This is a genomic window from Sporosarcina sp. Y1004, from assembly GCF_057669665.1.
On the sequence record NZ_JBYHFQ010000044.1, the window covers coordinates 1 to 23,313 of the forward strand.

Below are 23,313 nucleotides of genomic sequence, written 5' to 3' on the forward strand. Positions count from 1 at the left end.
TATTACCTTTATATTTTCTCGTTCCCATACTTCATTCCTAAACACCGGGATTTTGAATTGTTTCTCCATTTCAGTCATTAAACCAGCCAGTAGAATATCTTTTCTTGGTTGATCTGCATGGATGATCCTTTCATATTCCCTTTGATATTCTAAAAGTGATTTCTTGGCCATCACTATCTGCCCCCTCTAGCTACTTCTCTTTTGGCACGGATTAGTGTGCGTATAGGAACTCACTTCCAATACCTGTAAATCGTGTACTTCTTACTTTTTAATGAATTACTTAGGTCTACCTTCACAGAAATCAGGATTCTGCTTCGCAATGGCTGGGATCAAAGTAATAGCATTCATCGGTTTATGGACAATAAACGCAATGCACATCAATTTCATTTTTTTCGACAACTGATGTAACTGCTCCTTTTGTGTTGCAATTAGATGAACGAAATCTGACTTCTAGAATCTCTCTAGAAGTTAACTCCCTATACTTGACTTGAACCTTTTTGAAATTACCATCTTTATAAACGACAAGATCAAATGGGGAATGTTCGGTATGGGATATCAATATCATATAGCCCTTTTGGTGTAAATCGACCTGGGCTTTTAAAACTCCTAAATCTCCCTTTTTCTAAGTGTGATGATACAAGGTTGTTCACCTCTTTCCTGTAATGTGTCGTTGCTCAATAGAAACATCACTGATTTCCTTTAAAAATAAAACAAGAATCTTACCGTTTTCATAACTATCAGTCCCAATTTTGAATTATATCCATTATGATTGATAGGGAAAATTATTTCCAATTTTATAAACGACATATCAGTAGAACATTCGATATTTCTTTCATAAGCATAGTGCTGAAATAAGCTAGTCACTTGTCCTGTTTGAAATTTGTGTAGTTATTTCTCATAAAAAATTAATTCCAACCGGATTCTCAACAAAATTAGAAACACCTGAAACATTGAATTAACAACGTCTCAGGTGTTTCTTATTGAATCTACTTTTCAAATTATGTCCCAGGAGGACGTGTAAATGTATCGATAAACCTTGTGGCTATCACATTTCTAAATACGATGTGTTGTATTTGTGTTGTGTTTGATTAGAAACCAAGATTTCCAACAATAAATTTTGCAAGACAGTAATTCAATTACATTATCTTCCGTTAATCATCATCCTTCTTTAACCAAACATTCAGCCATTCAATTTCCTCATTTGATAGATCAATTACTTCTTTTTCCTCTCTTTTTATCACATTGTGCCAGTTTGCATCTTTCCATTCTAAGTGGGATTCCCACTCACGCATAACTCTTACTGCCTTTTCTGTTTCCAACTGGTGTTTCGTTTTGAATGGAATTATTTTCGCCATAGTTTTCACCTCATCGACCTAATATGTTCCTTCCATATTAGATGTTTCAAAAGGAATAATCAAAAATATAAAAAGGGCTAAAACCCATTTGGTCTATAGCTCTCTATAGCATTTTATATATTCTGTGTATAATCACAGTGAAATTGAAAAGTATAGTTGGTAGGATATATAATGTCTCGTCTTTTTTAAGTAGCCTGACCTAATCAATTTGTGCAAATCTCCCGAAGGTTTACTTTTGATAATGTTCGATATATCTTCTTTCTAAAAGGTCGACTGTTCGAATAACCCATTTCATTTACTTTAGCTGCAACCTTTTCAACACTACCTATGTATGCGTACTCTTTAATGATTTGCTCTTCTAACGTCTTCGGATGGAAGGATTCAACTAAATCTACAAATCCTTGTAGAATCTCAATTTCTTCTTTTTGCTTGATCACGGTTTTCAAGTTCTTCATTATCTCTCTGGTTTGCCCTTAGCCTTACTACCTTTCTGCTTTATCTCGCCTGCACGAGCATCAGAAAACCCTTTTTCAATCAGTTCAATTCGCAACGACTTCATTTCCCTCACTCCCATTTTTGAAATAAAAAAGAGGTCAACAAATGACACAGCGCAATGCTGTAATCAATCGTTGTCCTCTGGTTGGCCAGGGGGACTATAGTTTTTCCTTTTGACTCTATTACAAAATTCAATACATTTATCAACTGAATCTCACTTGAAAGAGTCAAAAGCATTATTATAACTATCAAACAGATACTAATTAAAATACCACTCAATTTATAATATCTGTTTATATTCATCGATTAGATTCATCATATTATTATTTGTAATAGGATTATCTATACTCGTAAATTGTTAAACTGCTAATCCAACTGCAAACGTAATTATTAATGGCCCAATTGAAACAGAGTTTTTATGCAAGTTCCACCAATTTGATATAGATACATTGATAAGAAAACTCGATTTAAAAACCTAGGATGGAACTCCTACAGTTTTTGTATTGAAATGACTTCCTCCACAAACGCTGTAGATACGGAGACATTTGACATTTTCATCAACAATTATGTCTCCTGGCCGCTGCCATCTAATATTCTACCTAAAAAGAATCCATCAATCTCGCTTAATTTGCCGCGCCAAAGAACTTGTCCCTTTGAAGGAGTTGGCTTGCTGTCGCCGCAATATACCTTGGTGTCTTTCATATGGAGAAAATCCGCCCCGGTATCATCGTTTTTCTGGGCAATCTCACCAGCCTGATCCAGCTGTTCACTCAGCAACTGGGCAATGTCATTTCCATCTTCGAGAGTACTGCTCAAGGTGCTGAAGTATTCCTTTGCCGATACCATTGTACCGGTAATGACAGCTCCTTTAACATTTAATGTGATATCCAAGTTGAAGTCGTGCTTATTCGCTGCTTGCACCAAAAACTCAAGTATATTATCTTTATTATGTCCAGAACTATTACTCATTTTTACTACTCCCTTCTTAATCCGTCCAAAAGCAGATAGGATTCCTCATCTTCGGAGTTTACATTGTACGTTTTTCCCTTACTTTTTGTGTTTGTTTTTTGGAATTCGTTTTTTTTTTCTGATTTCTGCTTGGAAGCTTTTTCAGATTTAGCATCCGAACGAGTGCTGCTGTTTGTTTTTTGATCTTTATTCGGCGTTCCTTCTTTTAACTCGTCATGTTCTCCAATTTCTTCGCTCGCGTCTTTGTCCTGATTCTGCTTGCCTTCTTTATTTTCCTCATCGTCTTCCTGTTCATCTTCCGTTTCAACCCCGGAATCTTGAGTTTTTTTTGGTTCTTCAAGTTCTTCCTTTTCAGAAGCCTCTGAGTTATCGTCATCTTCGGTTTCTTCATCTTCCTCAAGTTCTGACTCATCTTCATCTTCCTGGTCGTAACCTAAAGCTTCCGTTTCATCTTTTTCTTCATCCAAGTTAGCAGATTCTTCATCGGATTTATCCTGCTTTTCATCACTTTCATCCTTGCTAGCCGTTGCCTCATCATTTCCTTGGCTGCTATCTAGATTCTGGTCCTCATCAGGGCTCTCTTCTTCGTTCTGGTCTTCTTCCTCTGTCGAGTCCTGGCTTTGGCCATTTTTGTCTTCAGCTAGTTTTACTAGAAGCTCTTCTATTTTGCTCAGGCGATCCTGAAGTTGTTCATTTTCTGCTTTTAAAGTTTCATATTCCTGGTTAGTTGATTGATCATCTGCCTTGGATTTTTCCTCGTTATCTTTATCTTTATCTTCATATTGAGTCTCTTCCTGCTCTTCTTCACCGTTTTCTTGCTGTTCTGTATCTGTTGAATCGTCCTTTAAGGGATTTTGTAAAACAGAGCCAGACTCTTTGCTGTCATATTTGCTTTTATCTTCCTCTTGATTGTCCACGGCAGAATCTTGTGAATAGCTTTGGTTGGATACGCTTTCCGATTCCTTCGAAGTTTTATTTGCCTCTGCAGTTGGATTATTTTGTCCATTCTTTCCTTCTGATAGTTTGGCAAGCAAACCTTCCAGACGGTCTAGACGATCTGAAATGCTTTTATTTTTTTGAGAGGAATCCTGTACATTGTTTAATTCAGAAGCATTGTTGGATGGCTCATGATCGTCGGAAGTATTCCCGCCTTCTTTTGAAAACAGCTTGGATGCATTATTCTTAATGGAATTGACGGCTTTCTTCGAGCTGTCTTTCACTGCATGTCCCAAGTCCAAACCCTTGTCGCTTAGCTTTTGACCACTTTCAGGAGTAGCCAGGTATCCGACGGTTGCACCGATCAGGCCTCCTGCTAGTGATCGTTTAAGATTGCCTTTTTTATTTCCTTCAGTTTGATTTTCCTTCAAGATTGTCTCAGTCATGTTGTTTCCTCCTATTTTAGTATCGCTTATATAATTGTTGCTTATACTTCATTCATTGCGCTTGCCGAACGTCCCGGAACCACATACTTGGTGGTCACATTCTTCACGCCCCTATTGCTTGCTAAGTACAAAGGATATGGCTATATATTCTTTATGGATGGACGTAGCTTGTGTAGCAATTAGGAGCTAGTCACCACTTTCTTATTTTTATAATTGTAATTAGATTAGTTATCGTTTAATAGTTGAAAACACTAGGTTTCTGTCCGTTGGCTGATATACTCTTTTCGAGAGTTTCGAGCCTTTCGTGGAGCTTTCGGTTCTCTTCCTCTAGAGCTTTCGTATTGCTATCAACCGCTTTGGAAGATAAATAGGGATCGGTTTCCCACCAGTCCATGCCGATCTCTTTTGCTTTGTCGACCGAAGCAACAATCAGCCTAATTTTGATGGTGAGCAGTTCTACATCCGCAACGCCGATTGTAATGTCTCCTGCAATCACCACTCCTTTATCCAGTATCTTCTCAAGTACGTCTACAATCGTGCTGGATTGCATGGAATGTTCCATTTAAAGTCCTCCTTGTGTTGTATTAAAGCAAGCTTCCTAAAGGACCCAGGTCAATATTCAAGTCTTCGGCATCCAGACCGAATATTTCTTTTAGCTCTTCCATTTTCTCTTCCAAATTCATCAATGCTTCGCCTAAGTCCTCAATTTGCTGATCCGTCAGCGTTCCGCCTTCGACCCGCCGAATAGCGTGCCTTTCCACTATTTGTCGTAATAGCTCAATTACGGTCAGCACCAATTGCGCCAATCCATGCTCCGCATTATCAGGGTCTAAATTAATCTTTCCACTTGTTTGGTTGGCCGGTAGCATCAGTCAATGCCTCCCTCTGTCTTTCAAATTGTTCTGAAGATACGGTTTTATGGTTTCCCGCTTGGGCCTGTACGAGAGATTCCACTGAAGCGATCAATACTCTCAAATCCAAATACACAAGATCTACGCCAGCAATGGAAATCACTAAATCCGCCTTGATCGCAACACCTTTATCTAGGATGACATCCAAAATATCAATGAGCGCTATATCCTTGTTTTCCATCGATTCTCTTAATGCCATAGTTTCATCTCATCCTCACTTATGAAAAGTTAGAAAAGTGGTAGGCTGGCCATGGCCCAGTTGCTTCAAACTGCCATCCCATTCCCTTCATGTCCTTTTCATATTGCTGGATCTGTCCTAAAAAGTTTTCTACATCTGCTGCGGGAATCAGATAGACGCTATTCCAGGTCATCTCATCCTTTCTTCCCGTTACGTCATTGCTCCAAGTTTTTTTGACATTTCCTTTTAGCGCAATTTCGCTTAGATGTCCATGAATGTTTTCACTTATTCTGTTTTTTTCTTCTTCCAGCTCGGATTCAATCAGTTTGTCTAGCTTTTTCTTCTCGAAAAATTGCTTTCCTTTAGAAAGTTGGCTTATTTCTTCTCTTCTTGCTGCAATGGCCGGATTGCTCTCACTCACCTGTTCTTTTAGCAATTGATCATCGCAGTATATTTTCAAATTCCACTCCTCGTTTCCGTGAATCGAGGCAAATGTATCAAATAAGTGCGCTTCCTTGGCCTGTACTGTGTTTTCCAAACTTGCCTGGTTTTTAAACAGCGTACAAAACTTCAGGGGTACTATCGTGTACATCTTTGAGAGCATCATGACAGTTTCGTGATGGTGAAAAGCCTTTTCCTGGAGCCACTCCATGTCATTGTTAATTTGTTCCTTAATACTTTCTTCCGAGTACTGTTCAGCATCAAGGTCGCAGACAACGGCAGTTGCCTTGCCTATAGTGAGGGTGTACATGTGGCCTTTTCCATCGAAGTCTTTATTAGAAGGTATCTGTTGTTTGCTTACTTCCTCTGTCGGTATCAATCCATATAAGTAAATTAGACTGTCCATCTTTACCTTTCCTCATTTCTTCTTTGTCATCTCTTCCCATTGCTGCATTTCCATTCGTTTTGCCATTTCATATCGTAGGATCAAATCTTCTTCTTTTTCTTTATATACCTCTTCTGGTATCTCCTCAAGTTCATACATCATTTGAAGCTGGATCAGCTTTTTCTGGATTGTCGGAAGGTCGTAAAGCTCTTTATCAGCTTCCTCTTTTACCTTTTCACCGATTCTGATGACCAGATTGATTGGAGCGGAAACCAGTTTATGGATCATCAGGCATCCTCAACTTTTAAACGGATATTGATGAAATTATATGCAGGCCAGGGTCCGCTGTAGCTGAACTCTACCTTGTCCTTCCATTTTTCGTATGTTTCATTAATTTTTTCATCGAAATCTGCTTCTTTTCCTCGGTCTACTAAGAAGGCTGCATTAAGAAGCATTTTCTCCCCAATCGGGTCGTTGGTCTTGGATGCTTCAGCTAGCTCCGTCAATGGGCTGAAGATTTCCTGCTTTACATCCTGTTGTAGTGAAGTGATCATTTTTTGGGCAGCTCCGCCAATCCGAATTCTTTCGTAATAGCTGGCTGCTTCAGATTTCCCTTGCACAGCCTTTGCCATTTTATCGATTTTCGAATTCTCGGCGACAAGTGATTCCAGCCAATCTTTTTTGCCGATAACTTTTAGACCTAACTCCACCTTCCCCTTTATCGCAGGGAACAGTTTTTCAAACTGCGGATATAGGTTTTCTAGCAACACACCAACGTCTTCCTTGGACTGGAATACATTGCCGAAGCTGACAGGAATCACGGTGTCGTTCATTTTCATCACTTGCGAGACGACATTTTGGTGCATAAGTAAATTGTCTTTATTCGGATGATAGATTTTCATCGGAACCTCGGCTGCTACAATGGCTGCATCTTTATAGCTTATGGTAAACAGCTCTTTGGTTTCGCCTTCGATATTAAGCGTGCCGAAATCTTCGTCTGTTTCTGTCTGGATTCCGCAAAAAATATAGATACCATTTTGCTCTTCTTGGCTCATTTATAATTCCTCCTTTATTACTTGGTTACATGTTGCTGCAGGCCTTTTTGATTAATCTCTCTGCTGTTTTGATCGGTTCATCGGATTCGATACACCTGCTCACTTGGTGACCTAGAATGTCCAAGCACAGTCGTACAAAATTAGGATTGGATCCATCAATCTTAATTTTTTGTTCTGCCGCCAACCTAGCAATCATGATGGATGCCCGAAGACTTGGACCGGTTTCTTCTATGCATTCTTTGCGCAGCTTGGCGACCAACTCCGTAATGGCTGTAGCGTCCTTTTCATCGATGTTGGCTTTATCGGCTACGATTGCCGCCTCACGGTCATGATCTTTATGATCGATATAAATGGTGATAAGCCGGTCAAGAAGTGCATCCTGCGTTTGGTAAACCCCCGCATATTCATCCGGATTGCTAGTGAAAATCACCGCAAAGTCAGGATGGACTCGGACAAAAGGCTCAGTTAATTTGGTACCGTACAACGGAAGGATACCTTCCTCCAAAATGGATAGAAAGATGTTATTAGTAGTGGGCAATGAACGTGTAAACTCATCGTAAACCAGCGTGTATCCATTCTTAACCGCCTCCAGCAATCGTCCATCCCTCCACGTCTCCGTCACGTTTTCATCCCGCTTATAGACGGACCGTATATAATTGTCGATTACCTTCTTGCTCGTATAACCTGTAAAGTCGCCTATCAGATCTTTGTTGTTCAGCTCATGGTTGCCGTGTATGAGCATGACAGGTTTTTTTCTTCTTTTAGCAAGTGCAAGAGCAAGAGATGTCTTACCGGCTCCAGATGGGCCTGTTAAATGGATTGGATACCCGGCTTTCATGTACTGCAGCGAACGGGAAAGCAGTTCCTCCGTCTTTTCATCGCGAATGATTGTCCGTGAATTCTTGTCGATTTTATCCTTTAAGACCGTCACTCTGTTTCCTCCTACTCACAAGACTTACTATTCCATATTGATAGAGCTTCTAAAACGGATATCCCGTCTTTTATAGGATGTGATTTCCTTTTCCTCATCGAGAAGGACATCATAAACGCCAAGCATTTCATCCTTTGCATATTTCTTCATATATTCCTTTTCCTCAATGACTTCCACCGTCAGCTTCCAGCCATTATCATCACTTGCTTCTATGGAAGTAATTTTATGGACCGGGGCAACAAATTCATTAAAAAATTCCGTCACATTTCCGATTATCTGTTTAATTTCCATGGTAGCCTCCTGCTAAAAGCTAGCATGCCAGAGTTGCCTTAACCCTAGCGACACAAGCGGATTTCTAGATACTAAATCGAGCATTTCCTTCATTCGACTTGAGGGCAAGACCGTCTTCTTCAGCACCGTCTCGTAGCAACCCAACCGCCTCTGCATATCGCAGCCATGTATCGACACTGGCAATGACCACCCTTGCTTCAATTGTCAAAATTTCAATCCCGACAACTGATACTCTTACAAATGCATCAATTACAATCCCTTTGTCCAGAATTCGGTCAATAACCTCTGCTAAACTTGAACTGTCTGTACTTTTTTGAAGTGCCATTATTGCATTCTCCTTTCGTTAATCCTTTTAAGAACCAATGGTCCGGATGTCTTTTATAGTTTTAATCTTGGTGGCTCCCCTAATGTCCTTGGACGTCTTGATCGAGCCAATTCCATTAATGTCCGAGACACCCTTCACTTTCTGTTTATCATCACTTTTACTTGCCGAGGAGACTTTCTTCTGAAGTTCTTCCCCGGCCTCGACCACTTTCCCAAGCTTATCCCGGGCTGAAAGCAGTAAATCCTGGGTTTTCCCCTTCGCTTCTCCTGCATTGACTCCAACTTTATCGGCTAACTTTTCTTTAGCATTCTCCAGGTTTTCGGTTAATTGATGTCCCTTGTCCTGGACATTCTCGACAATTTTCTCCTTGGCTTTATCAACTACAACTTCTTTTACTTTGTCTTTAATCGGTTCTGGCGTATGTTCAATCACCTTTTCGGCCACTTTCCCTGCAGTTTGTGCCAGTTGCTTGTCCATACACTAACCCCCTTCGAGTTAAAGACTTGTTATCACTTGGTAGCCACGAGATTATTCAGCATCTCTTCAATTTTTTCAAGGCGATTGTTTAACTGTTTGTTTTCTTCTTTTATTTCGTTATAGCTTTGTTGGTTTTCCGTGTTTGGAACACTGTTATCACCCTTCTTCGGGGATAGTAGCCCTTGTTCGATTTTACTCATATACCCTGAAGCAAGATGCTTGATGCTGTTTTGCGCTTGCCCTGCTAGAAGCTCCTGAGCCGTTTTTCTGAATTCCTCGCTCGCCACTTTCACCAATTCAGATTCACCTAATTTTCCCATGGTCTTCTTGCTCGTATCCGGATTGGCAAGCAAGCCGATTCCTGCTCCAACCACACCGCCGATCAGCGCAAAGTTCATGGAATAATTCGGACCTTTCTTCTCTTGTGGCTGATTACTTTCCGTTTGCTTTTGTTCTTCCTTTTCCACCACTTCATAGCTTTCATTGGATTCTTGACTACTCATTTTCTGTTCACCCTTTCTTAATAACTTAATTGCTCTTCTTGAATTCTACTAACTAATCAGACCTTGATCCTGGACTTCATCCCGCAATAGGCCAACAGCCTCTGCGTATCGAAGCCATGTATCCACACTAGCGATAACCACTCGGGCTTCCACTGTAATTATTTCAATCCCGACTAGAGACACCCTTACAAAGGCATCAATCACAATTCCCTTATCTAAAATTCTATCAATCACCTCAGCAAGGCTTGAACTATCTGTACTTTTTTGAACACTCATTATCGCTTCCTCCTCTCCATTATTTCACCTGGCTGGAGTTGCGTTTCTATAACTGGCCACGTTATGTATATACCTGTGTTAAACTCAATTAAACGAGGGAATATTAACCAACGCCCAAATTCCTGTTCTTTAAAAACACTGAATGTCCTGCAACGCTTCATGCGGTATATGTTCAGCCATTCTCGATATTCCATTTATTGGATTCATTTTTTCCCTTCGCTTTATGTTCGAACTACGTATTAACTGTCTTTGAATGTAGTGTTGTAATTCTTTATATTTCAAGATTACTCACTTTCCTTATGTCGATAGGTTTCATTTTATCTCCCATTCTGATTTTCACAGGTTCAAAATGTGATGAGCTCCTTAAATATTTTGGTTATTCCTTATTTTACTAACTGCCCTTTGGTACAATCGAAAATAGATAAATCAACAAAGGAGGGTATTATGAATTATTTTTTTAGTTTTCTTTTAGCAACTATACTCACTGCTTGTTCCTATTTTTTAGGTAGTCTTCTAATCAAAAATGGTATAGCTGTTTGGCAAGCTATTATAATCGGGGTTTCCGTTGTTTCGTTAGGTGCGATTACCGAAGCATTTGGCGCCCCTATATGGCTAATTGTATTAATACCATTTCCAGTTGGGATGTTATTGCTTTACCTATTTTTAAATAAACCCCTAGCCACTTGGTTTCTTACCTATCTAACAACATTAGCTTTGTATTCATTTATTCATGTTGTGATGAGCTACTTTTTTCAATTTCACTCTTTAATTCCGTCTTGGCGATTATCCTAAAACGGTAAACAATTTTTATTTTTCTAATGGGAATCCTGGAATGGATTCTCTTTTATATTTAAATCTCGTTTTAATAGTTTTTTGTTCGTAATTTGTGTCAACTGCTCTCTTATTCAATCGCCCTACGCATACCCCGATAGCATCAACAGCACGCTAGCTACGATGACTACGATTCCTTCTGGCAATGTAAATAAACTCGTTAACTCCTTACCCAAAGTGGTTGATAAGACCAGACTTTGTGAGTCTCTTCCCACCGATACAACAGCCTCCACGGACGCCGGTCCATCACTCATGTACCCTCGTTAGTTTCGCGAACTTTTTAAGGTCATCCAGATCTGTATGTAAATAAGCTGAGTCCTTTCGTTTCGAAATCCTGTTCGGGTTTTCGCAGCTATCACAAATACAGATTACCCAACTCTCCCATCTTTTTTGAGAAAATGATCGTATCGGTATCACTTTCTATCTTTTTTTAACGAATTCCCCAAAATTAAAAAACCGCTACAAACGCTGTTAATACAACGTTTGTAGCGGTTTTTTAATCCCTTAACTTCTTCTAACTTGAATTATGTCTTAGGAGGACGTGTAAATGTGTTGATTAACCTTGTAGATATCACATTTCTAAATACCATGTGTTGTATTTGTGTTTGATTAGGAACCAAGGCTTCCAACAATCTATTATGCTGGACAGAAATTAGAATAGAGTTCAATTTACGGGGTTATATGGAAGTTCGTTAACAAAGACAGATACTGAGTTTTCATGGAACAAAAACAAAGTTTACAATGTAATTTTGATACGGCGAATATTTTACGGGTGGGAACGGTTATTGCGATTGACGCCCCGAGTTCAAAAAGTTGTACGCTAATTTATATCGGATTAGACGCAAAGGTATAAAGTCCATAACATAAAATTATTGCGCGTAAGTAGCATTGAGCATCCGCAGCGATATTGGAGGGGGCACTTGGGGGTAGCCGGATTCCCCCGCCGTACCTATTGCCACGCACGTAAATAACCGCTATCAATACGCTTTGTTTCAAGCGTTAAATAACGGCTTTGTTTCGTCTGCTTGTATACGTTACATCGAGGCGCTGTCCGCTCAGAACATGTCTAGACCACGGACAGACTCGCGTATCTCTTCATCACGTATACCGATATAACGGCGCGTCATTCGCTGCGATGAATGATTAAGTATTTCCGATAATGTTACGATGTCTTTCGTCTTCTTATAGTAGAAATAGCCGAATGTTTTACGTAGAGAATGCGTTCCGATGAAATCCCAGCCGAGCAAATCAGCGGCCTTGGCGAGCGCCCTATAGCCCTGTGTAGTCGATATGTGCCCACCCTTGGCCGACGCGAATAGGTAGCCCTCCGACGGCTGTCCGTCTAGGTAGTCGGTTATCTCCGGCATGATGTCGTCAAGATAGACCTCGCGCATCTTCTTCGTCTTACCTTCCTTGACGAGAACGCTACTACGCCCCTTAACGTCTTCGATACGCATCTGTACGATATCGCCTATTCGTAGCCCCGTTGTTATTCCGAGTTTGAATAGAAGAACGTTGCGATCCGCTGTCAACGGTGAAGCTAGAATTATTGCCTTGATGAATTTCTCGATATCCTCGGTCGTTCTAATCGGCTGTACTTTTTGCATGAATTTCGCTCCTCTTTAGATGTACGGTTATGTCTTTTTATTGAATATACCATACGTCTAAATGGAACACAACTACTAAATGCGATATCTACGCGATTTCCGATGTATCCTTTTGTCTAAAGCTTACATCAGCGATTAGCCCAAAGATATGCGATTAATCGGAACTAAACCCAAATGCAAATACCGCGAAGTCTGAATGACCTAACGCCTTGCTTACGAGTGCTAAGTCGCCTTTGCTACGCTTGTATATGTCTTTTGCGAAGCCCCGACGTAGCCCGTGAGGATTTATGTTTCGATTTCCATAAGTCCGCTTATAATAATTCAGATGCTTCGCTATTGAGTTGGACTTCGGCGCATTAGGATTAATAATGCCCTCGCCCTGCTGCGTGATAAATACGTAATCATTAACTACGCCCTTCTCTTCTCGGATGATCCGATTCTGCTCGAATAGTACCTCGAGTATTTTCTGTAACCGTCCGTCAAAAGGAAGTAGAATGACTTTTAAAAGAGGAGGGAACGGATGTGCGTGTTGAATTGATTAAGTCGATGGATCGGAATTATGCAGAAATTTTAACCTCATTTAGACGTGCAGTTTCTAAGATATAATTATTGAAAAGGTTAATTTTTATAATAATGGATACCCTATTTTATAGTATGCGTTATCATAAAAATAAAGAAATTCGGAGGTATGAATATGGATTTGCAAGTTGAGTTATTAGAAGAGAATAGTGTTCAGCGTTTCAAAATTGTCGGTGAGATTGACGCCTTCACAGCACCAATGTTAAGAGAACGTCTTGCAACTGTTGAAAAAGCAAATGATACACAAGCTGAATTGGATTTGTCCGAAGTTAATTATATGGATAGTACAGGACTGGGTGTTTTTGTTGGTTTTTATAAAGTTGTCAAGGCAAATGGAGGACATGTTAAAATTGTTGGCGTTAACACACGTCTGAAAAGACTTTTTGATATAACTGGCTTAGGAGAAGTTATGGATATTGAAATGGAAGAAAGCGGGAACGAAGATGCAACCGTATGATTATATTGAAATTCGAGTTCCCGCATAAGCTCAATATGTTGGTGTAGCCCAAATTCGTCTTTATTGTTAGTACCTGGATTGTTATATTTCCTATTAATCGCTGCTGCGAACTAATCCGCAAATTGTAAAAATATACTCTTATGAGACTCCATCAGGATTAGTTGATCCATGACTAATTGATCTTCATAATGAAGTTTAAAATTTTCTCCTAGTTCTTGTTTTACAATAGAGGGTAATCGTTCTAATGTGTATAATTTTTTTAAGTCGACAGTATCAGAATTCAAATCATTGTAGACACGCCAGTATTGCATTTGAAGTGTAAGATCCGAGTTTCTAGTTTCAGGATATCTATTCAAAATACTTGCTACACGAGTAGTAAGTTTTTTATCATCTCCAGCTTGAATGGCTTTCCATAACTCATCTGCTCTACTATTTTTTTCTTCTTTCTTAACTTTCTCTTTTTCTATTTCTTCTTCACTTTTTTCTTCTTGACGTTCTTCCTCAACAACATCTTCATTACTTTCAGACATAATATATCCCCCCAGAAAGTTTCGAAATATATAATATGAAACTAGTCATCTTCCTTTTCATCAATCAATTGTTGATTCAATTCTTTTTGCTGTTCTTCGGTCAGCAATTTCAATTCTCTTAAAGGGCCTGTGCATCAAACAAAGACAAACAACTCACGCATCTGAATAAAAATACAAAAAAGCAGTAATTAGCCAAATTTTCTGTCCTTTATTCTTTTATTATTCAATTTTAGTTAATTACCTGAAGTTCAGATGGCGGTTTAATTGTTGTTATAAGTATTTTTTTAGTTTAAAGTGTATATATATGGAAAAAAAGATTCAGTGGATATTAATCTGAGGGGGAAGAGTTTTGGATAAGGTATGGATAGATGAGGAAATTAAACAGTATATTAAAGATCATAAAAAAGCTTTTGAAAACCAATTATTAGGTCAAGCTGGAAATGTAAGAGATAAAATTGACGATATCTTAAGATTTGGGGAAGTTGACCTCATTAACAATGCACATAAACTAGTTAATTATGTCATTGATGGCGATAAACTTACGGAACTTCAGTTATTTGCTAAACACGAAGGAATAGCATGGGCTACACATTCCATAGCTTTAACTTTTAAACTGGAATGGGTACAAGCGATTCGCAGGACTCTTTGGAACTTCATACAAGAATATAACAAGGATGAGAAAAAGTTCACGATTGATATGGTTTTTATATTGGAAAAACAATTTAATAGTCAAATTGATGACTTTTTAAATTCATTCTTTATTAGCTATTCAACATTTAAAGATTCATTGATTTCGGCTCAAAGGGAAATAGTTGCAAACTTATCAGTCCCTATTATTCCAATAACACCAAGCATATGTATACTTCCCTTAATTGGCGCAATGGACTCAATTAGAACAACTATCCTAGAGCAAAAGGTTTTAGAAGAGGTTAACAGACTTCATGTTCAAACATTAATCATTGACTTATCTGGCATAGCAAGTATGGAAAGTAATGTAATTGAACATCTTATGAAAACGATTTACAGTACTTCCTTGATGGGATGTCGCACAATCATTACTGGTTTGCGTCCAGATGTTGTTAGACAGTTGAATAGTTTAGGTATTAATATTAATAAAGAAACGAAAACCTTTGGTACTTTACAACAAGCATTAAATGAAATCTTACTAAAATAATAAAGTTAGAAAATCGAGGACGACAAAGAAGAAAGTAAGCTTAGCACAATAATTCGCTTTCTTAATAATGGAGATACTCATAATGAGCACAGATTTTATATTAAGTACAGGTAGTATTGATGGTGACGATTTACCTTTTGAAATCACGATAAAAGGAAATGAAGACAGTGATTTAGATCTGGTATTAAAGTAAATTAATTCAATAAATATTACACTACCAAAAACAAAGCGACCTACCCACAATCAAATCTGTGGATGGGTCGCTTTTACTTTGCATATAAGTATTAGAATTTATCTCTATGGTGATAATGATCATGAGGTGATTTAAATGCACAGAGTCTGGAAAGGTGCCATATCGTGTCTTGTAACAATTCCTGTAAATTTACATGCAGCCACGGAAGACAAAGGTATTAAATTAAGAAAGATCCACGATAAATGTAAGAAACCAATTAAGCAGGAAAAGGTATGCCCTATATGTAACTAGAATGTGGATTCAAAATCTCTTGTAGAGGGCTATGAGTATGCGACTGACCAATTTGTTGTCATTACGGATGTAGAATTGGATGGTCTGAAGAGTGATATACCCGCAACGGATACGCCCGATGATAGCGAAATTTGTATTTCTACATAAAGGATTCATTTTCCTCATAAATGGGTATTTTAGCTAGTTGGGGTTTGTTTGACAGGAGGGGAAATAGTAATATGTTTGGACTCGCAGATTTAGCGTCCTTAATCATATCAGGATTTATCATCTTGCTGGTTGTTAGATTTTTGAGGGAGTCCGGTTACTTTATCGTCAGCGGTATTTTTGGGGTTAAAAACCCTAAACTAACGATTGGATCTGGCCCTCGGATTTTCAAACTAGGCGTAATCGACGTACGAAAATATTATCATGTGTATAGTTGGTTTTCCTACGACTCGTTGATTAGAAAAAATAACTTTGCATACATATGTATTTATGCAGTTCCAATTATAATCAACCTGGTACTTGCTGTCACCATCAATGCCCTACTAGCCAACGGAATGCTTCAGGAATACAAAACTTTTTGGGAGCGGTTTATTTTCTATGCCTTCTATTATTTACTTTTTGACGTCATTCCCATGAGAACCGTAAACGGGAAGCCAAATAACGGAATGATTATTTATGAAATGCTTCGGTATGGTAAACGTACCGACTTCAATGATGAGCCTTTTATTCCCGCGACAAGTGATGTAGAAGATCAATATCAGAAAGAAATGGAAGATATACAGGAGTTGGAAGATGATAAGAAATAGGCTGAACTAAGTATTATAAAGGGAATCCAAGACAAATCGAAGATGTAATGCACATCGTTTATCTTAGGCGTTATCGTACAATTCGGTGAACAAACAGCTATCAACTTAGCAGCCGGCCTTGAAGCATCCACTGCATGAAATTGGAATTCCACAACCATCCCCCACCAATAATTGCAACTCTTAATTTAGACTTTATATTCATAACTGTTTCTCCCCTATTTTTTGTAGTCGTTCCACGCCTTAAGAGGTGCCAAACTAGACCAAACTCCCTTTAACATCTCTCTTGGGAATTCATAGAGTCCTATATTTATGATGTAAGCGATGTCTTTTTTATAAGCAATGTTTCTAATCGATAAATGCAATTAAAAAGTTAGTCATGTTTTTTATATATTCTATATATCCGGAAAACGTATAAATTACTTCTATTTGCATTTTTCAGCGGTACTGAAATACCCTTTCCATACGATTATTTAATTGTCTTTGGGGTATACAGTTTAGGGAGTAGACAAACTCTTTTGTAAAGCAAATTGGATTTGATTTCTATTTAACAAGTAAGAAAGTATAAAAACTTTCTTACTTGTATAAGTGCAACTAAGGCATTCGCCTAAAGGCTTGGCGAGCGCCAATTTTTCTAAAAATACTTATAAGCAATTTCTAGGAGGAACATAGGGGTTATGCAAAAGTTTTTACTGACCTTAGTTGCGTTGACTTTGTTGGTTATCTATCCTACAAAGTCAATTGAAGCTAAGACAGAAACATATACTATTAAACCAAGCGGAGAAACATATAATAGAAATTTAATGAGCAATTCAACCTATAATGAGTATACTAAACATTATTATTTAATTCGTTCATATCTTGAACAACTTGAAGAATCAGATGGAGGCACACTCGTATTAGAAAAGGGAACTTATACAGTGTCAAACGTATTGTTCGTACCTTCAAATGTAACGATTAAACTAGAAGATGGTGCAAAAATTGTAAATGGAAATGAAACTGGTACATCTAAATTCGATGCTGATAAATCAATTTTTCAATTTATCCGTCCTTCTCTCGGCAAAGAAGAAAGTGTCTATGGTGAATACGATGGTGAAAAAAACATCTCCATCATTGGATCTGGTACAGCGACGATTGACTTGAATTTCGAAAAGGATGGTATTGCTATTATTGCCGGCCATAATCAAAATATCAGAATCGAAAATATTAATTTTCTAAACATGTATTCAGGCCATTTCATTGAGATTGATGCAACAAAGGATGCTGTTATATCCAACAATAAATTTATGAATTCAAAACCTTCATCAACTGAAATCAAAGAAGCGATCAATATCGATACTCCTGACAAGCTTACGAATGGCTGGAGCTCTAAGTGGAGTAAGTTCGATAAAACACCTAACTCCAATATGACGATAAAAAAAAACGTTTTCTACGACCTGGACCGGGCAATCGGCACACATAAATATTCCAATGGGAAATATCATGACCTAATCATTATCAGGAATAATAAAATAGAGAAAATGCGTCAGGATGCCATTCGCGTGTTGAACTGGAGTAATGCAACGATAGAAAACAATACGTTTAAAAATGTAGACTCAGATAAAAATAATGCTAACAGTGGGATTATGGCAAGTGGTGCCATCAACCCTACCTTCCAAAATAATGTATTTGAAGATATACCGCGGGCAATGCAATTTTTAGCTTGGAAAAACAGTGATTCTGGTTCTGAATATGATGTAACATATAATGAGTTAAGTGAGGATAATAAAGAAGCTCTTTCTACAAATACTGTAATTAATTATGAGGAGGATTTTATCCGTATTAATCCTAAATATAAAAAATACGATAAAGAACATACTGAATTTATACCCGTTAAAACAGCGCATTCTCCTATTTTACCGAAAGAGGATTCAGTCTATCCAGAGACGTTGAATTTTATGAAAATCTATTTTACGCGAAGATACTACTACTATTCAGACATTCAAGAGGATTTGAAGAGTAATATATAAAGTGCATAATGATAGTAAACCAAAAAAGAGATTAGTGGCGGTAAATATGGCGAAAATAATACCATTCAAAACTAGACAGCAATCTAATATGTTCCTTCAATAATAAAGGTTTCAACAGGAAGAATCAAAAAAGCCCAAACTATTTTAGTCTGGACAATCTTGATATCACATCTAATTTTCGTTTCTTATATATTTCTATTCCATCTTTCAGTAACGCACCCGTTAGTTTAAGAAGAACAGCGACGCTTATTATAGTGATAGGTAAACCTTTGAAGTTATCTCCAGCTTTTCCCCCACTTCACACCGTACGTGAGACTTTCACCTCATACGGCGTTCCAACTAATCCAATTCATTCAATATTTTTATGTATATGCAAGATGAAATGTAGAATCAGATTGCTTCGTTCAGGCATAGCTCACGCAATTCATTAACCTTTTCAAGTTGTTTTTCATTTAACTTTAGCACGTTTAAAAGTACTTGTATTTTCTCTAGATTCTTCATATGAATGAGACGATGAACAGGTTCGTGCACTATCATTAAATTCCCGTATGAATCATCTTGTGTTAGATGAAAAGGTATTTTATGATGACAGTGGCAATCGTTCCGTCCTAATTCAATTCCTGTAATGGCACATTTCCCGTATTGTGCAATAAACCGGCTAATCCGATTGTCGTTATATTCGATAGAGCGACTTGGTATATATTGCTTCATCATATAAGTGAGGACTTGTTTATTAATTGCCCGCAAACTTTGATGGATTTTATTTCTACCTACGGTAGTGAAGTTACAGATTGATTGAGAGAAGTTAAGGTTCACTTTACAACGTTGGGCATGAATTGGGACAATGACCATTCCTTTTATTTTATAAAGTTTACATTCGTAACCCTTATACCGCTTCTGTAAAGTTTTTGTGAGGTCCTGAAACGTTGCTTCTTTTCTCATTTCATTTAAACGATTGAATAACGCTTTATTAAGACGACCGCTCAGCTTATTTAAGTCTAATGTGATGTGCGACGCTGCGGAATAATAATTCTGTATCCCCATTATTACCGTATTGAATCGCCAAACATTTTCGGGTGATTGGTGTTTCTGAATTACCTTTATTGCTTGTTTAAGCTTTATCTGTGCATTATCGAGTGACTTTTTGGTCATATTTGATTGGGCAACATAAAGAGTTCTTTTATTCGTCTGCTTCCGATGTGCCTTAAGACGAAACCCTAAAAACTCTGATGAGTTTTTCTTTAAGTTGACCACTTTCGATTTTTCCTCACTAATTTCAAGGTGGAGTCTTGTTTGAAGAAAATCTTTCACTGCATAATGCATCTTTATCGCTTGCGAGCGAGTGCGGCAAAGAATTTTAAAATCATCAGCGTATCTTACGATATAGCAGTGTTTCAAGTTCGATTTTTTCAATGCATTGTATCTACCAGCATACGATTTATATGGCTTTCGTGTTTCAAGGCTTTCCCATTGATTACTAACCCACCAATCTAGTTCATTTAATACAATGTTAGATAACAGGGGTGATAATATTCCCCCTTGAGGGGTACCTTTGGTTGGGAATCCTTCTCCTATCACTTCAGCTTTTAAAAGACGCGAAATAATAGAGAGTAATGCCTTATCACGGATACCAAGCGACCACATTTGTCTTAATAATTTGGCATGATTTACATTGTCGAAGAACCCTTTAATATCGACGTCTATACAGTGATATAAACACGCCCGGTTAATAAGCGTCTCGAACCTGGATTTTGCATGATGTGTACTACGATTTGGTCTAAAACCATAACTGTGTTTATAAAACCTTGCTTCACAGATGGGCTCAAGCACTTGAAGAATACACTGTTGGAACAATCTGTCCCAAATAGTCGGAATCCCTAAAGGGCGTGTTTTCCCATTTGCCTTTGGGATGAAGACCCGTCGAACGGCTTTGGGTGTATAACGTCCAAACATTCGTTGTATCGTCGATACAACTTCTCCAACGGATAATTGACTTATATCTTCAATCGTTAGTTCATCATATCCAGCGGTTCTACTACCCGTATTTCGTTTAATATTACGATAAGCTAATCGAATGTTTTCATCGGATTGCATTAAATCGAGTAATCCATAAAAATTTTGACCATTGGCACTTTGAGCATATAAAGAATCAAAATGATATTGCATATCATAATACTCGTTGTGTCTCAGTTTCTTTCGTTTTAACAAGTCGGTGGCTCCTTCGGAGCTGAACCTCTATTAGTCTTACAAGAACCTTATTAATCGTATAAGAACTGTCTTGCATGGTTGAATGAATCTTTTATTAGTCTAGTGGCTATCCCTCCACGTTCATTACACGCTTCGACGGTACTGTACCACCACTTTCACTGATATGAAGAAAAGTTATACAGTCGCTAGTCTCACGACTATTTTCCTTTTCAACGCTTCATCAAGAGTAAGCCCTCCACGTTATCAGCTTACAACGTTGAGTTATATCTATTATGGAACAAACTTAGGTGCTTCCTATGAGCCTGTTAGCATTGCATGTGCCTGTAACACAAGGTGGATTTTTATATTGTCTATTCTTACTCATCCACAGCTAACCCTACATATGGTAGTAAATACATTTCTATATAACGCGCGTCTAGACCCGTACATTCGGAAGTTCGTCAGCAATACAGTATCTTATTGTATTTACATTACATTCTCACCATATCTGTTCAACCCAAGCATCATGATTTACACCACCCCATCGGGTAGGCTTTCGTCAGCCAAACTGTTACGGTAAATTCTCACGCCTATTAACCGAGCTTATAACACGCATTTCCTTACTGATCAACGTGCTACTCGACGCAGGGGAAGCCTTTCAGAGCGTTACCTCCTCATTCGACTTCTCGATATAACCCTTCAGTTTTAGGAGACCTAAAACTGCCTAACCTTTACCGAAACTGTGTGACCACATTTCATTTGAGTTAGGAACATTTCGCACAAACAATCGCGCCCTTTTGTTGAAGATAAACGTTCAATAATTAGATAAAAAGTGCCAAAATCTTTGGTATCCAAAATATAGGGATATAGAAATTATTAAACCTACAGCTATTGAAGAGGTAGCTAATACTATAAACTTGCTAGTATTTATTTCTCCTTTTTTGTAGACTATCCTAAACACTGTGATTAGTTTGAAAACTGTCATAAAAATAATTAATGTCGCACAAATACTTACTAATACAACTGCCATAACAACCCTCTTTCAATTCTGAATTCTCTAAAAAACCTTTATTAATGATCCTGCCCGTTAACTTAATACCAATTATTTCAAATCCTCTTCATTTACACAATACGTTTTTCCAGATAATGGACCGATTGTTGAACACAACTTAAACAACACTCTTCAACTAACCCCGTAAAAGTACAACGGGGGGTATTATGAAGTTTTGGTGTTAATCAGTACCTTCACCTTGACATAAATAGTTCATATTTTTATCATTGATAAGAAGGCAAACAAAAAGGGAGAAAGAATTATGAACTCACTTAACAACATTTCTAATCATCTTCTCAGTAATAAAGAATCATTGGCTATTGAAATTGTTAACGGTGTTCTTAATTCTCTGAATCAGGATATTCCTAAATGGGAACAAGATCAAGCTGTTACAATGTATATTGAGTTTGTAAGTTTTATAGGTGAATACATAATTAGTGAAGAAGAAAAAACACCTGAATTACTATTAGTTTGGAGTAAAAAGAATGCAGCTATGGTTTCACTTGATGGGAATCTTTCTACTCTTGTAGTTAGGTATTTGCCAACGAGGGATGTTATTACTGATATATTAACTGAATTGGGATTGGAATATAATCTTAGCTTGAAAGAACTAAGTAAGCTTATAAAGCAGGTAAATCATATGTTAGATATAAGCCTTAATGAAACTGTTTCTAATTATGAATTTCTTGTGAACGAGTATCAAAAGATGGCGCAGATTGAATTAGCAGAAGTATCTACCCCAATTGTTCCTGTTAAGGACGGCATAATTGTCCTGCCATTGGTAGGAGACATCGACTCATACCGGATACAATATATGATGGAAAATCTACTTCCTAAAATGTCTGATTTAGGGGTAAATTGTGTTATCGCTGATTTTTCAGGTGTTTATAAATTAGACAAAGAAAACGTCAAATATCTTAACCAAATTGGACAAATGCTTCGTTTAATGGGAATAGACATTATATCAACTGGAATTAGTCCCAAATTGGCTCAATTGGCTATTAATGAAGGAATAGATTTATCTCGCAGCACAATTTATTCTAACTTAAAAATAGCATTGGAAAGTTTTGAATAACACTTAGGATTTTATTAACTTAGAGACACTTTTTATGGGTATCGTGGATCGTTTTGAAGAACAATTTGTGGTTATTGAAATTAATGGAACTAAGCAAGACATTTCACATCAATTCAGGTTGAATTCTATAAACTTAGCAAAATTAATTTAGAAATAGCATACTATCTAAAGCCTTGGAAATTCCATTAGGAGTTTCTAAGGGTTTTTATATATATTCATGCACATTAAGAAAAAATTTAGATCAATTCAATAAGCTTTACTGGAAGCAAATAGAACGCTCTAAGAGTCACAATACCTTCAGTAGAATGGAACATTTAGAATTTCTAGGTTATAAAGTTGAATACTTGTGATGAAATAAAGAGTCATCAACGACATCCCTTTATTATGTAGAAAATAGAACGGTGTGCGCAACAATAGCAGGGGTAGGAAAAAATCATTTCATATTAAACTGCATAGAGAAGTCCTCCTTGTTTGATGATGGATCAATGGTCGTTGACGCTCATGCATCATACTAGAGGGCTCTTTTTCTTTCAAGACCCCGAACATCCTTCAAACAGGAATGCTGCC

Annotated in this window: 30 protein-coding genes and 1 pseudogene; 9 read left to right on the plus strand and 22 right to left on the minus strand. The window is 37.7% G+C overall.

Translation table 11 applies throughout. From position 1 onward, the window contains the following. Positions 1–355: 355 nt before the first annotated feature. The 17 genes and pseudogenes from AC25Y6_RS18805 to gvpJ all read right to left on the minus strand — a co-directional run. Positions 356–640: pseudogene (locus tag AC25Y6_RS18805) on the minus strand (group I intron-associated PD-(D/E)XK endonuclease); the annotation flags it as partial. A 511-nt stretch (positions 641–1,151) separates the two neighbouring features. After that, a complete protein-coding gene (locus AC25Y6_RS18810) occupies positions 1,152–1,355 on the minus strand; it encodes a hypothetical protein (protein ID WP_488144088.1) in 204 nt (67 codons plus the stop codon). A 203-nt stretch (positions 1,356–1,558) separates the two neighbouring features. Beyond that, the gene (locus AC25Y6_RS18815) at positions 1,559–1,810 is read right to left on the minus strand and encodes a hypothetical protein (protein ID WP_488144089.1); all 252 of its coding nucleotides are present in this window, start codon (positions 1,808–1,810) and stop codon (positions 1,559–1,561) included. Positions 1,811–2,414: 604 nt separating this feature from the next. Continuing rightward, a complete protein-coding gene (gene gvpU, locus AC25Y6_RS18820) occupies positions 2,415–2,819 on the minus strand; it encodes a gas vesicle accessory protein GvpU (protein WP_488144090.1) in 405 nt (134 codons plus the stop codon). A 5-nt stretch (positions 2,820–2,824) separates the two neighbouring features. Then, positions 2,825–4,186, minus strand: coding sequence for a hypothetical protein (locus AC25Y6_RS18825; RefSeq protein WP_488144091.1), 1,362 nt, complete (start codon positions 4,184–4,186; stop codon positions 2,825–2,827). A 250-nt stretch (positions 4,187–4,436) separates the two neighbouring features. Then, positions 4,437–4,763 (minus strand): gas vesicle protein, encoded by a 327-nt coding sequence (locus AC25Y6_RS18830; RefSeq protein WP_488144092.1) that lies wholly within the window; start codon positions 4,761–4,763, stop codon positions 4,437–4,439. A gap of 22 nt (positions 4,764–4,785) precedes the next feature. Next, a complete protein-coding gene (locus AC25Y6_RS18835) occupies positions 4,786–5,070 on the minus strand; it encodes a gas vesicle protein K (protein ID WP_482106519.1) in 285 nt (94 codons plus the stop codon). Beyond that, complete coding sequence (locus AC25Y6_RS18840) at positions 5,036–5,311, minus strand: gas vesicle protein (RefSeq protein ID WP_488144093.1); 276 nt, start codon at positions 5,309–5,311, stop codon at positions 5,036–5,038. The genes AC25Y6_RS18835 and AC25Y6_RS18840 overlap by 35 nt, the downstream gene beginning before the upstream one ends. Before the next feature lie 19 nt (positions 5,312–5,330). Then, the gene (locus tag AC25Y6_RS18845; RefSeq protein WP_488144094.1) at positions 5,331–6,137 is read right to left on the minus strand and encodes a GvpL/GvpF family gas vesicle protein; all 807 of its coding nucleotides are present in this window, start codon (positions 6,135–6,137) and stop codon (positions 5,331–5,333) included. 12 nt (positions 6,138–6,149) lie between these two features. Continuing rightward, positions 6,150–6,404, minus strand: a complete 255-nt coding sequence (locus AC25Y6_RS18850; RefSeq protein ID WP_482106522.1) for a gas vesicle protein GvpG — start codon at positions 6,402–6,404, stop codon at positions 6,150–6,152. Continuing rightward, positions 6,404–7,171, minus strand: coding sequence for a GvpL/GvpF family gas vesicle protein (locus AC25Y6_RS18855; RefSeq protein WP_488144095.1), 768 nt, complete (start codon positions 7,169–7,171; stop codon positions 6,404–6,406). Before AC25Y6_RS18855 ends, AC25Y6_RS18850 begins: the two co-directional genes overlap by 1 nt. 25 nt (positions 7,172–7,196) lie before the next feature. Beyond that, a complete protein-coding gene (gene gvpN / locus AC25Y6_RS18860) occupies positions 7,197–8,102 on the minus strand; it encodes a gas vesicle protein GvpN (RefSeq protein ID WP_488144096.1) in 906 nt (301 codons plus the stop codon). Between the two features lie 27 nt (positions 8,103–8,129). Beyond that, entirely contained in the window at positions 8,130–8,393 is a 264-nt protein-coding gene (gvpO, locus tag AC25Y6_RS18865; protein WP_488144097.1) for a gas vesicle protein GvpO, read from the minus strand. Between the two features lie 64 nt (positions 8,394–8,457). After that, positions 8,458–8,718, minus strand: coding sequence for a gas vesicle structural protein GvpA (gene gvpA, locus AC25Y6_RS18870; RefSeq protein ID WP_482106526.1), 261 nt, complete (start codon positions 8,716–8,718; stop codon positions 8,458–8,460). 27 nt (positions 8,719–8,745) lie between these two features. Then, a complete protein-coding gene (gvpQ, locus tag AC25Y6_RS18875) occupies positions 8,746–9,195 on the minus strand; it encodes a gas vesicle protein GvpQ (RefSeq protein ID WP_488144098.1) in 450 nt (149 codons plus the stop codon). A 32-nt stretch (positions 9,196–9,227) separates the two neighbouring features. After that, positions 9,228–9,698, minus strand: coding sequence for a GvpT/GvpP family gas vesicle accessory protein (gene gvpT, locus AC25Y6_RS18880; protein ID WP_488144099.1), 471 nt, complete (start codon positions 9,696–9,698; stop codon positions 9,228–9,230). A 48-nt stretch (positions 9,699–9,746) separates the two neighbouring features. Next, on the minus strand, positions 9,747–9,974 hold the full coding sequence (gene gvpJ, locus AC25Y6_RS18885) for a gas vesicle protein GvpJ (protein WP_482106529.1): 228 nt from the start codon (positions 9,972–9,974) through the stop codon (positions 9,747–9,749). A gap of 444 nt (positions 9,975–10,418) precedes the next feature. Between gvpJ and AC25Y6_RS18890 the strand changes: the two genes are divergently transcribed. Beyond that, positions 10,419–10,766 carry a hypothetical protein gene (locus AC25Y6_RS18890; RefSeq protein ID WP_482106530.1) on the plus strand — a complete coding sequence of 116 codons (348 nt, stop codon included), beginning with the start codon at positions 10,419–10,421 and terminating at the stop codon, positions 10,764–10,766. Positions 10,767–10,888: 122 nt separating this feature from the next. Here AC25Y6_RS18890 and AC25Y6_RS18895 read toward each other — a convergent pair whose 3' ends face one another. The 3 genes from AC25Y6_RS18895 to AC25Y6_RS18905 form a co-directional block, all read right to left on the minus strand. After that, positions 10,889–11,020: a hypothetical protein gene (locus tag AC25Y6_RS18895; RefSeq protein ID WP_488144100.1), complete on the minus strand. Its 132-nt coding sequence runs from the start codon at positions 11,018–11,020 to the stop codon at positions 10,889–10,891. Between the two features lie 840 nt (positions 11,021–11,860). Next, entirely contained in the window at positions 11,861–12,412 is a 552-nt protein-coding gene (locus AC25Y6_RS18900; protein ID WP_482106532.1) for a tyrosine-type recombinase/integrase, read from the minus strand. 154 nt (positions 12,413–12,566) lie between these two features. Further along, positions 12,567–12,947, minus strand: a complete 381-nt coding sequence (locus AC25Y6_RS18905; protein WP_488144111.1) for a tyrosine-type recombinase/integrase — start codon at positions 12,945–12,947, stop codon at positions 12,567–12,569. Between the two features lie 159 nt (positions 12,948–13,106). Here AC25Y6_RS18905 and AC25Y6_RS18910 point away from each other — a divergent pair, with 159 nt between their 5' ends. Next, a complete protein-coding gene (locus tag AC25Y6_RS18910; RefSeq protein ID WP_488144101.1) occupies positions 13,107–13,448 on the plus strand; it encodes an STAS domain-containing protein in 342 nt (113 codons plus the stop codon). A 110-nt stretch (positions 13,449–13,558) separates the two neighbouring features. On the opposite strand, the gene AC25Y6_RS18915 is transcribed toward AC25Y6_RS18910, so the two are convergent. Continuing rightward, positions 13,559–13,978, minus strand: a complete 420-nt coding sequence (locus tag AC25Y6_RS18915; protein ID WP_488144102.1) for a hypothetical protein — start codon at positions 13,976–13,978, stop codon at positions 13,559–13,561. A 349-nt stretch (positions 13,979–14,327) separates the two neighbouring features. Between AC25Y6_RS18915 and AC25Y6_RS18920 the strand changes: the two genes are divergently transcribed. The 6 genes from AC25Y6_RS18920 (at position 14,328) to AC25Y6_RS18945 (ending at position 18,433) form a co-directional block, all read left to right on the plus strand. Beyond that, a complete protein-coding gene (locus AC25Y6_RS18920) occupies positions 14,328–15,152 on the plus strand; it encodes an STAS domain-containing protein (protein WP_488144103.1) in 825 nt (274 codons plus the stop codon). Positions 15,153–15,219: 67 nt separating this feature from the next. Beyond that, the gene (locus AC25Y6_RS18925; protein ID WP_488144104.1) at positions 15,220–15,345 is read left to right on the plus strand and encodes a hypothetical protein; all 126 of its coding nucleotides are present in this window, start codon (positions 15,220–15,222) and stop codon (positions 15,343–15,345) included. Between the two features lie 135 nt (positions 15,346–15,480). After that, entirely contained in the window at positions 15,481–15,636 is a 156-nt protein-coding gene (locus tag AC25Y6_RS18930) for a Ku protein (RefSeq protein ID WP_488144105.1), read from the plus strand. Between the two features lie 3 nt (positions 15,637–15,639). Then, complete coding sequence (locus AC25Y6_RS18935) at positions 15,640–15,783, plus strand: hypothetical protein (protein ID WP_488144106.1); 144 nt, start codon at positions 15,640–15,642, stop codon at positions 15,781–15,783. Positions 15,784–15,854: 71 nt separating this feature from the next. Continuing rightward, a complete protein-coding gene (locus tag AC25Y6_RS18940; RefSeq protein ID WP_488144107.1) occupies positions 15,855–16,427 on the plus strand; it encodes a hypothetical protein in 573 nt (190 codons plus the stop codon). A 674-nt stretch (positions 16,428–17,101) separates the two neighbouring features. Then, the gene (locus AC25Y6_RS18945; protein WP_488144108.1) at positions 17,102–18,433 is read left to right on the plus strand and encodes a right-handed parallel beta-helix repeat-containing protein; all 1,332 of its coding nucleotides are present in this window, start codon (positions 17,102–17,104) and stop codon (positions 18,431–18,433) included. A 390-nt stretch (positions 18,434–18,823) separates the two neighbouring features. Here AC25Y6_RS18945 and ltrA read toward each other — a convergent pair whose 3' ends face one another. Continuing rightward, the gene (gene ltrA, locus AC25Y6_RS18950; RefSeq protein ID WP_488144109.1) at positions 18,824–20,641 is read right to left on the minus strand and encodes a group II intron reverse transcriptase/maturase; all 1,818 of its coding nucleotides are present in this window, start codon (positions 20,639–20,641) and stop codon (positions 18,824–18,826) included. A 1,292-nt stretch (positions 20,642–21,933) separates the two neighbouring features. On the opposite strand from ltrA, the gene AC25Y6_RS18955 reads away from it, so the two are divergent. Then, positions 21,934–22,746 carry an STAS domain-containing protein gene (locus AC25Y6_RS18955; protein WP_488144110.1) on the plus strand — a complete coding sequence of 271 codons (813 nt, stop codon included), beginning with the start codon at positions 21,934–21,936 and terminating at the stop codon, positions 22,744–22,746. Positions 22,747–23,313 lie beyond the last annotated feature (567 nt).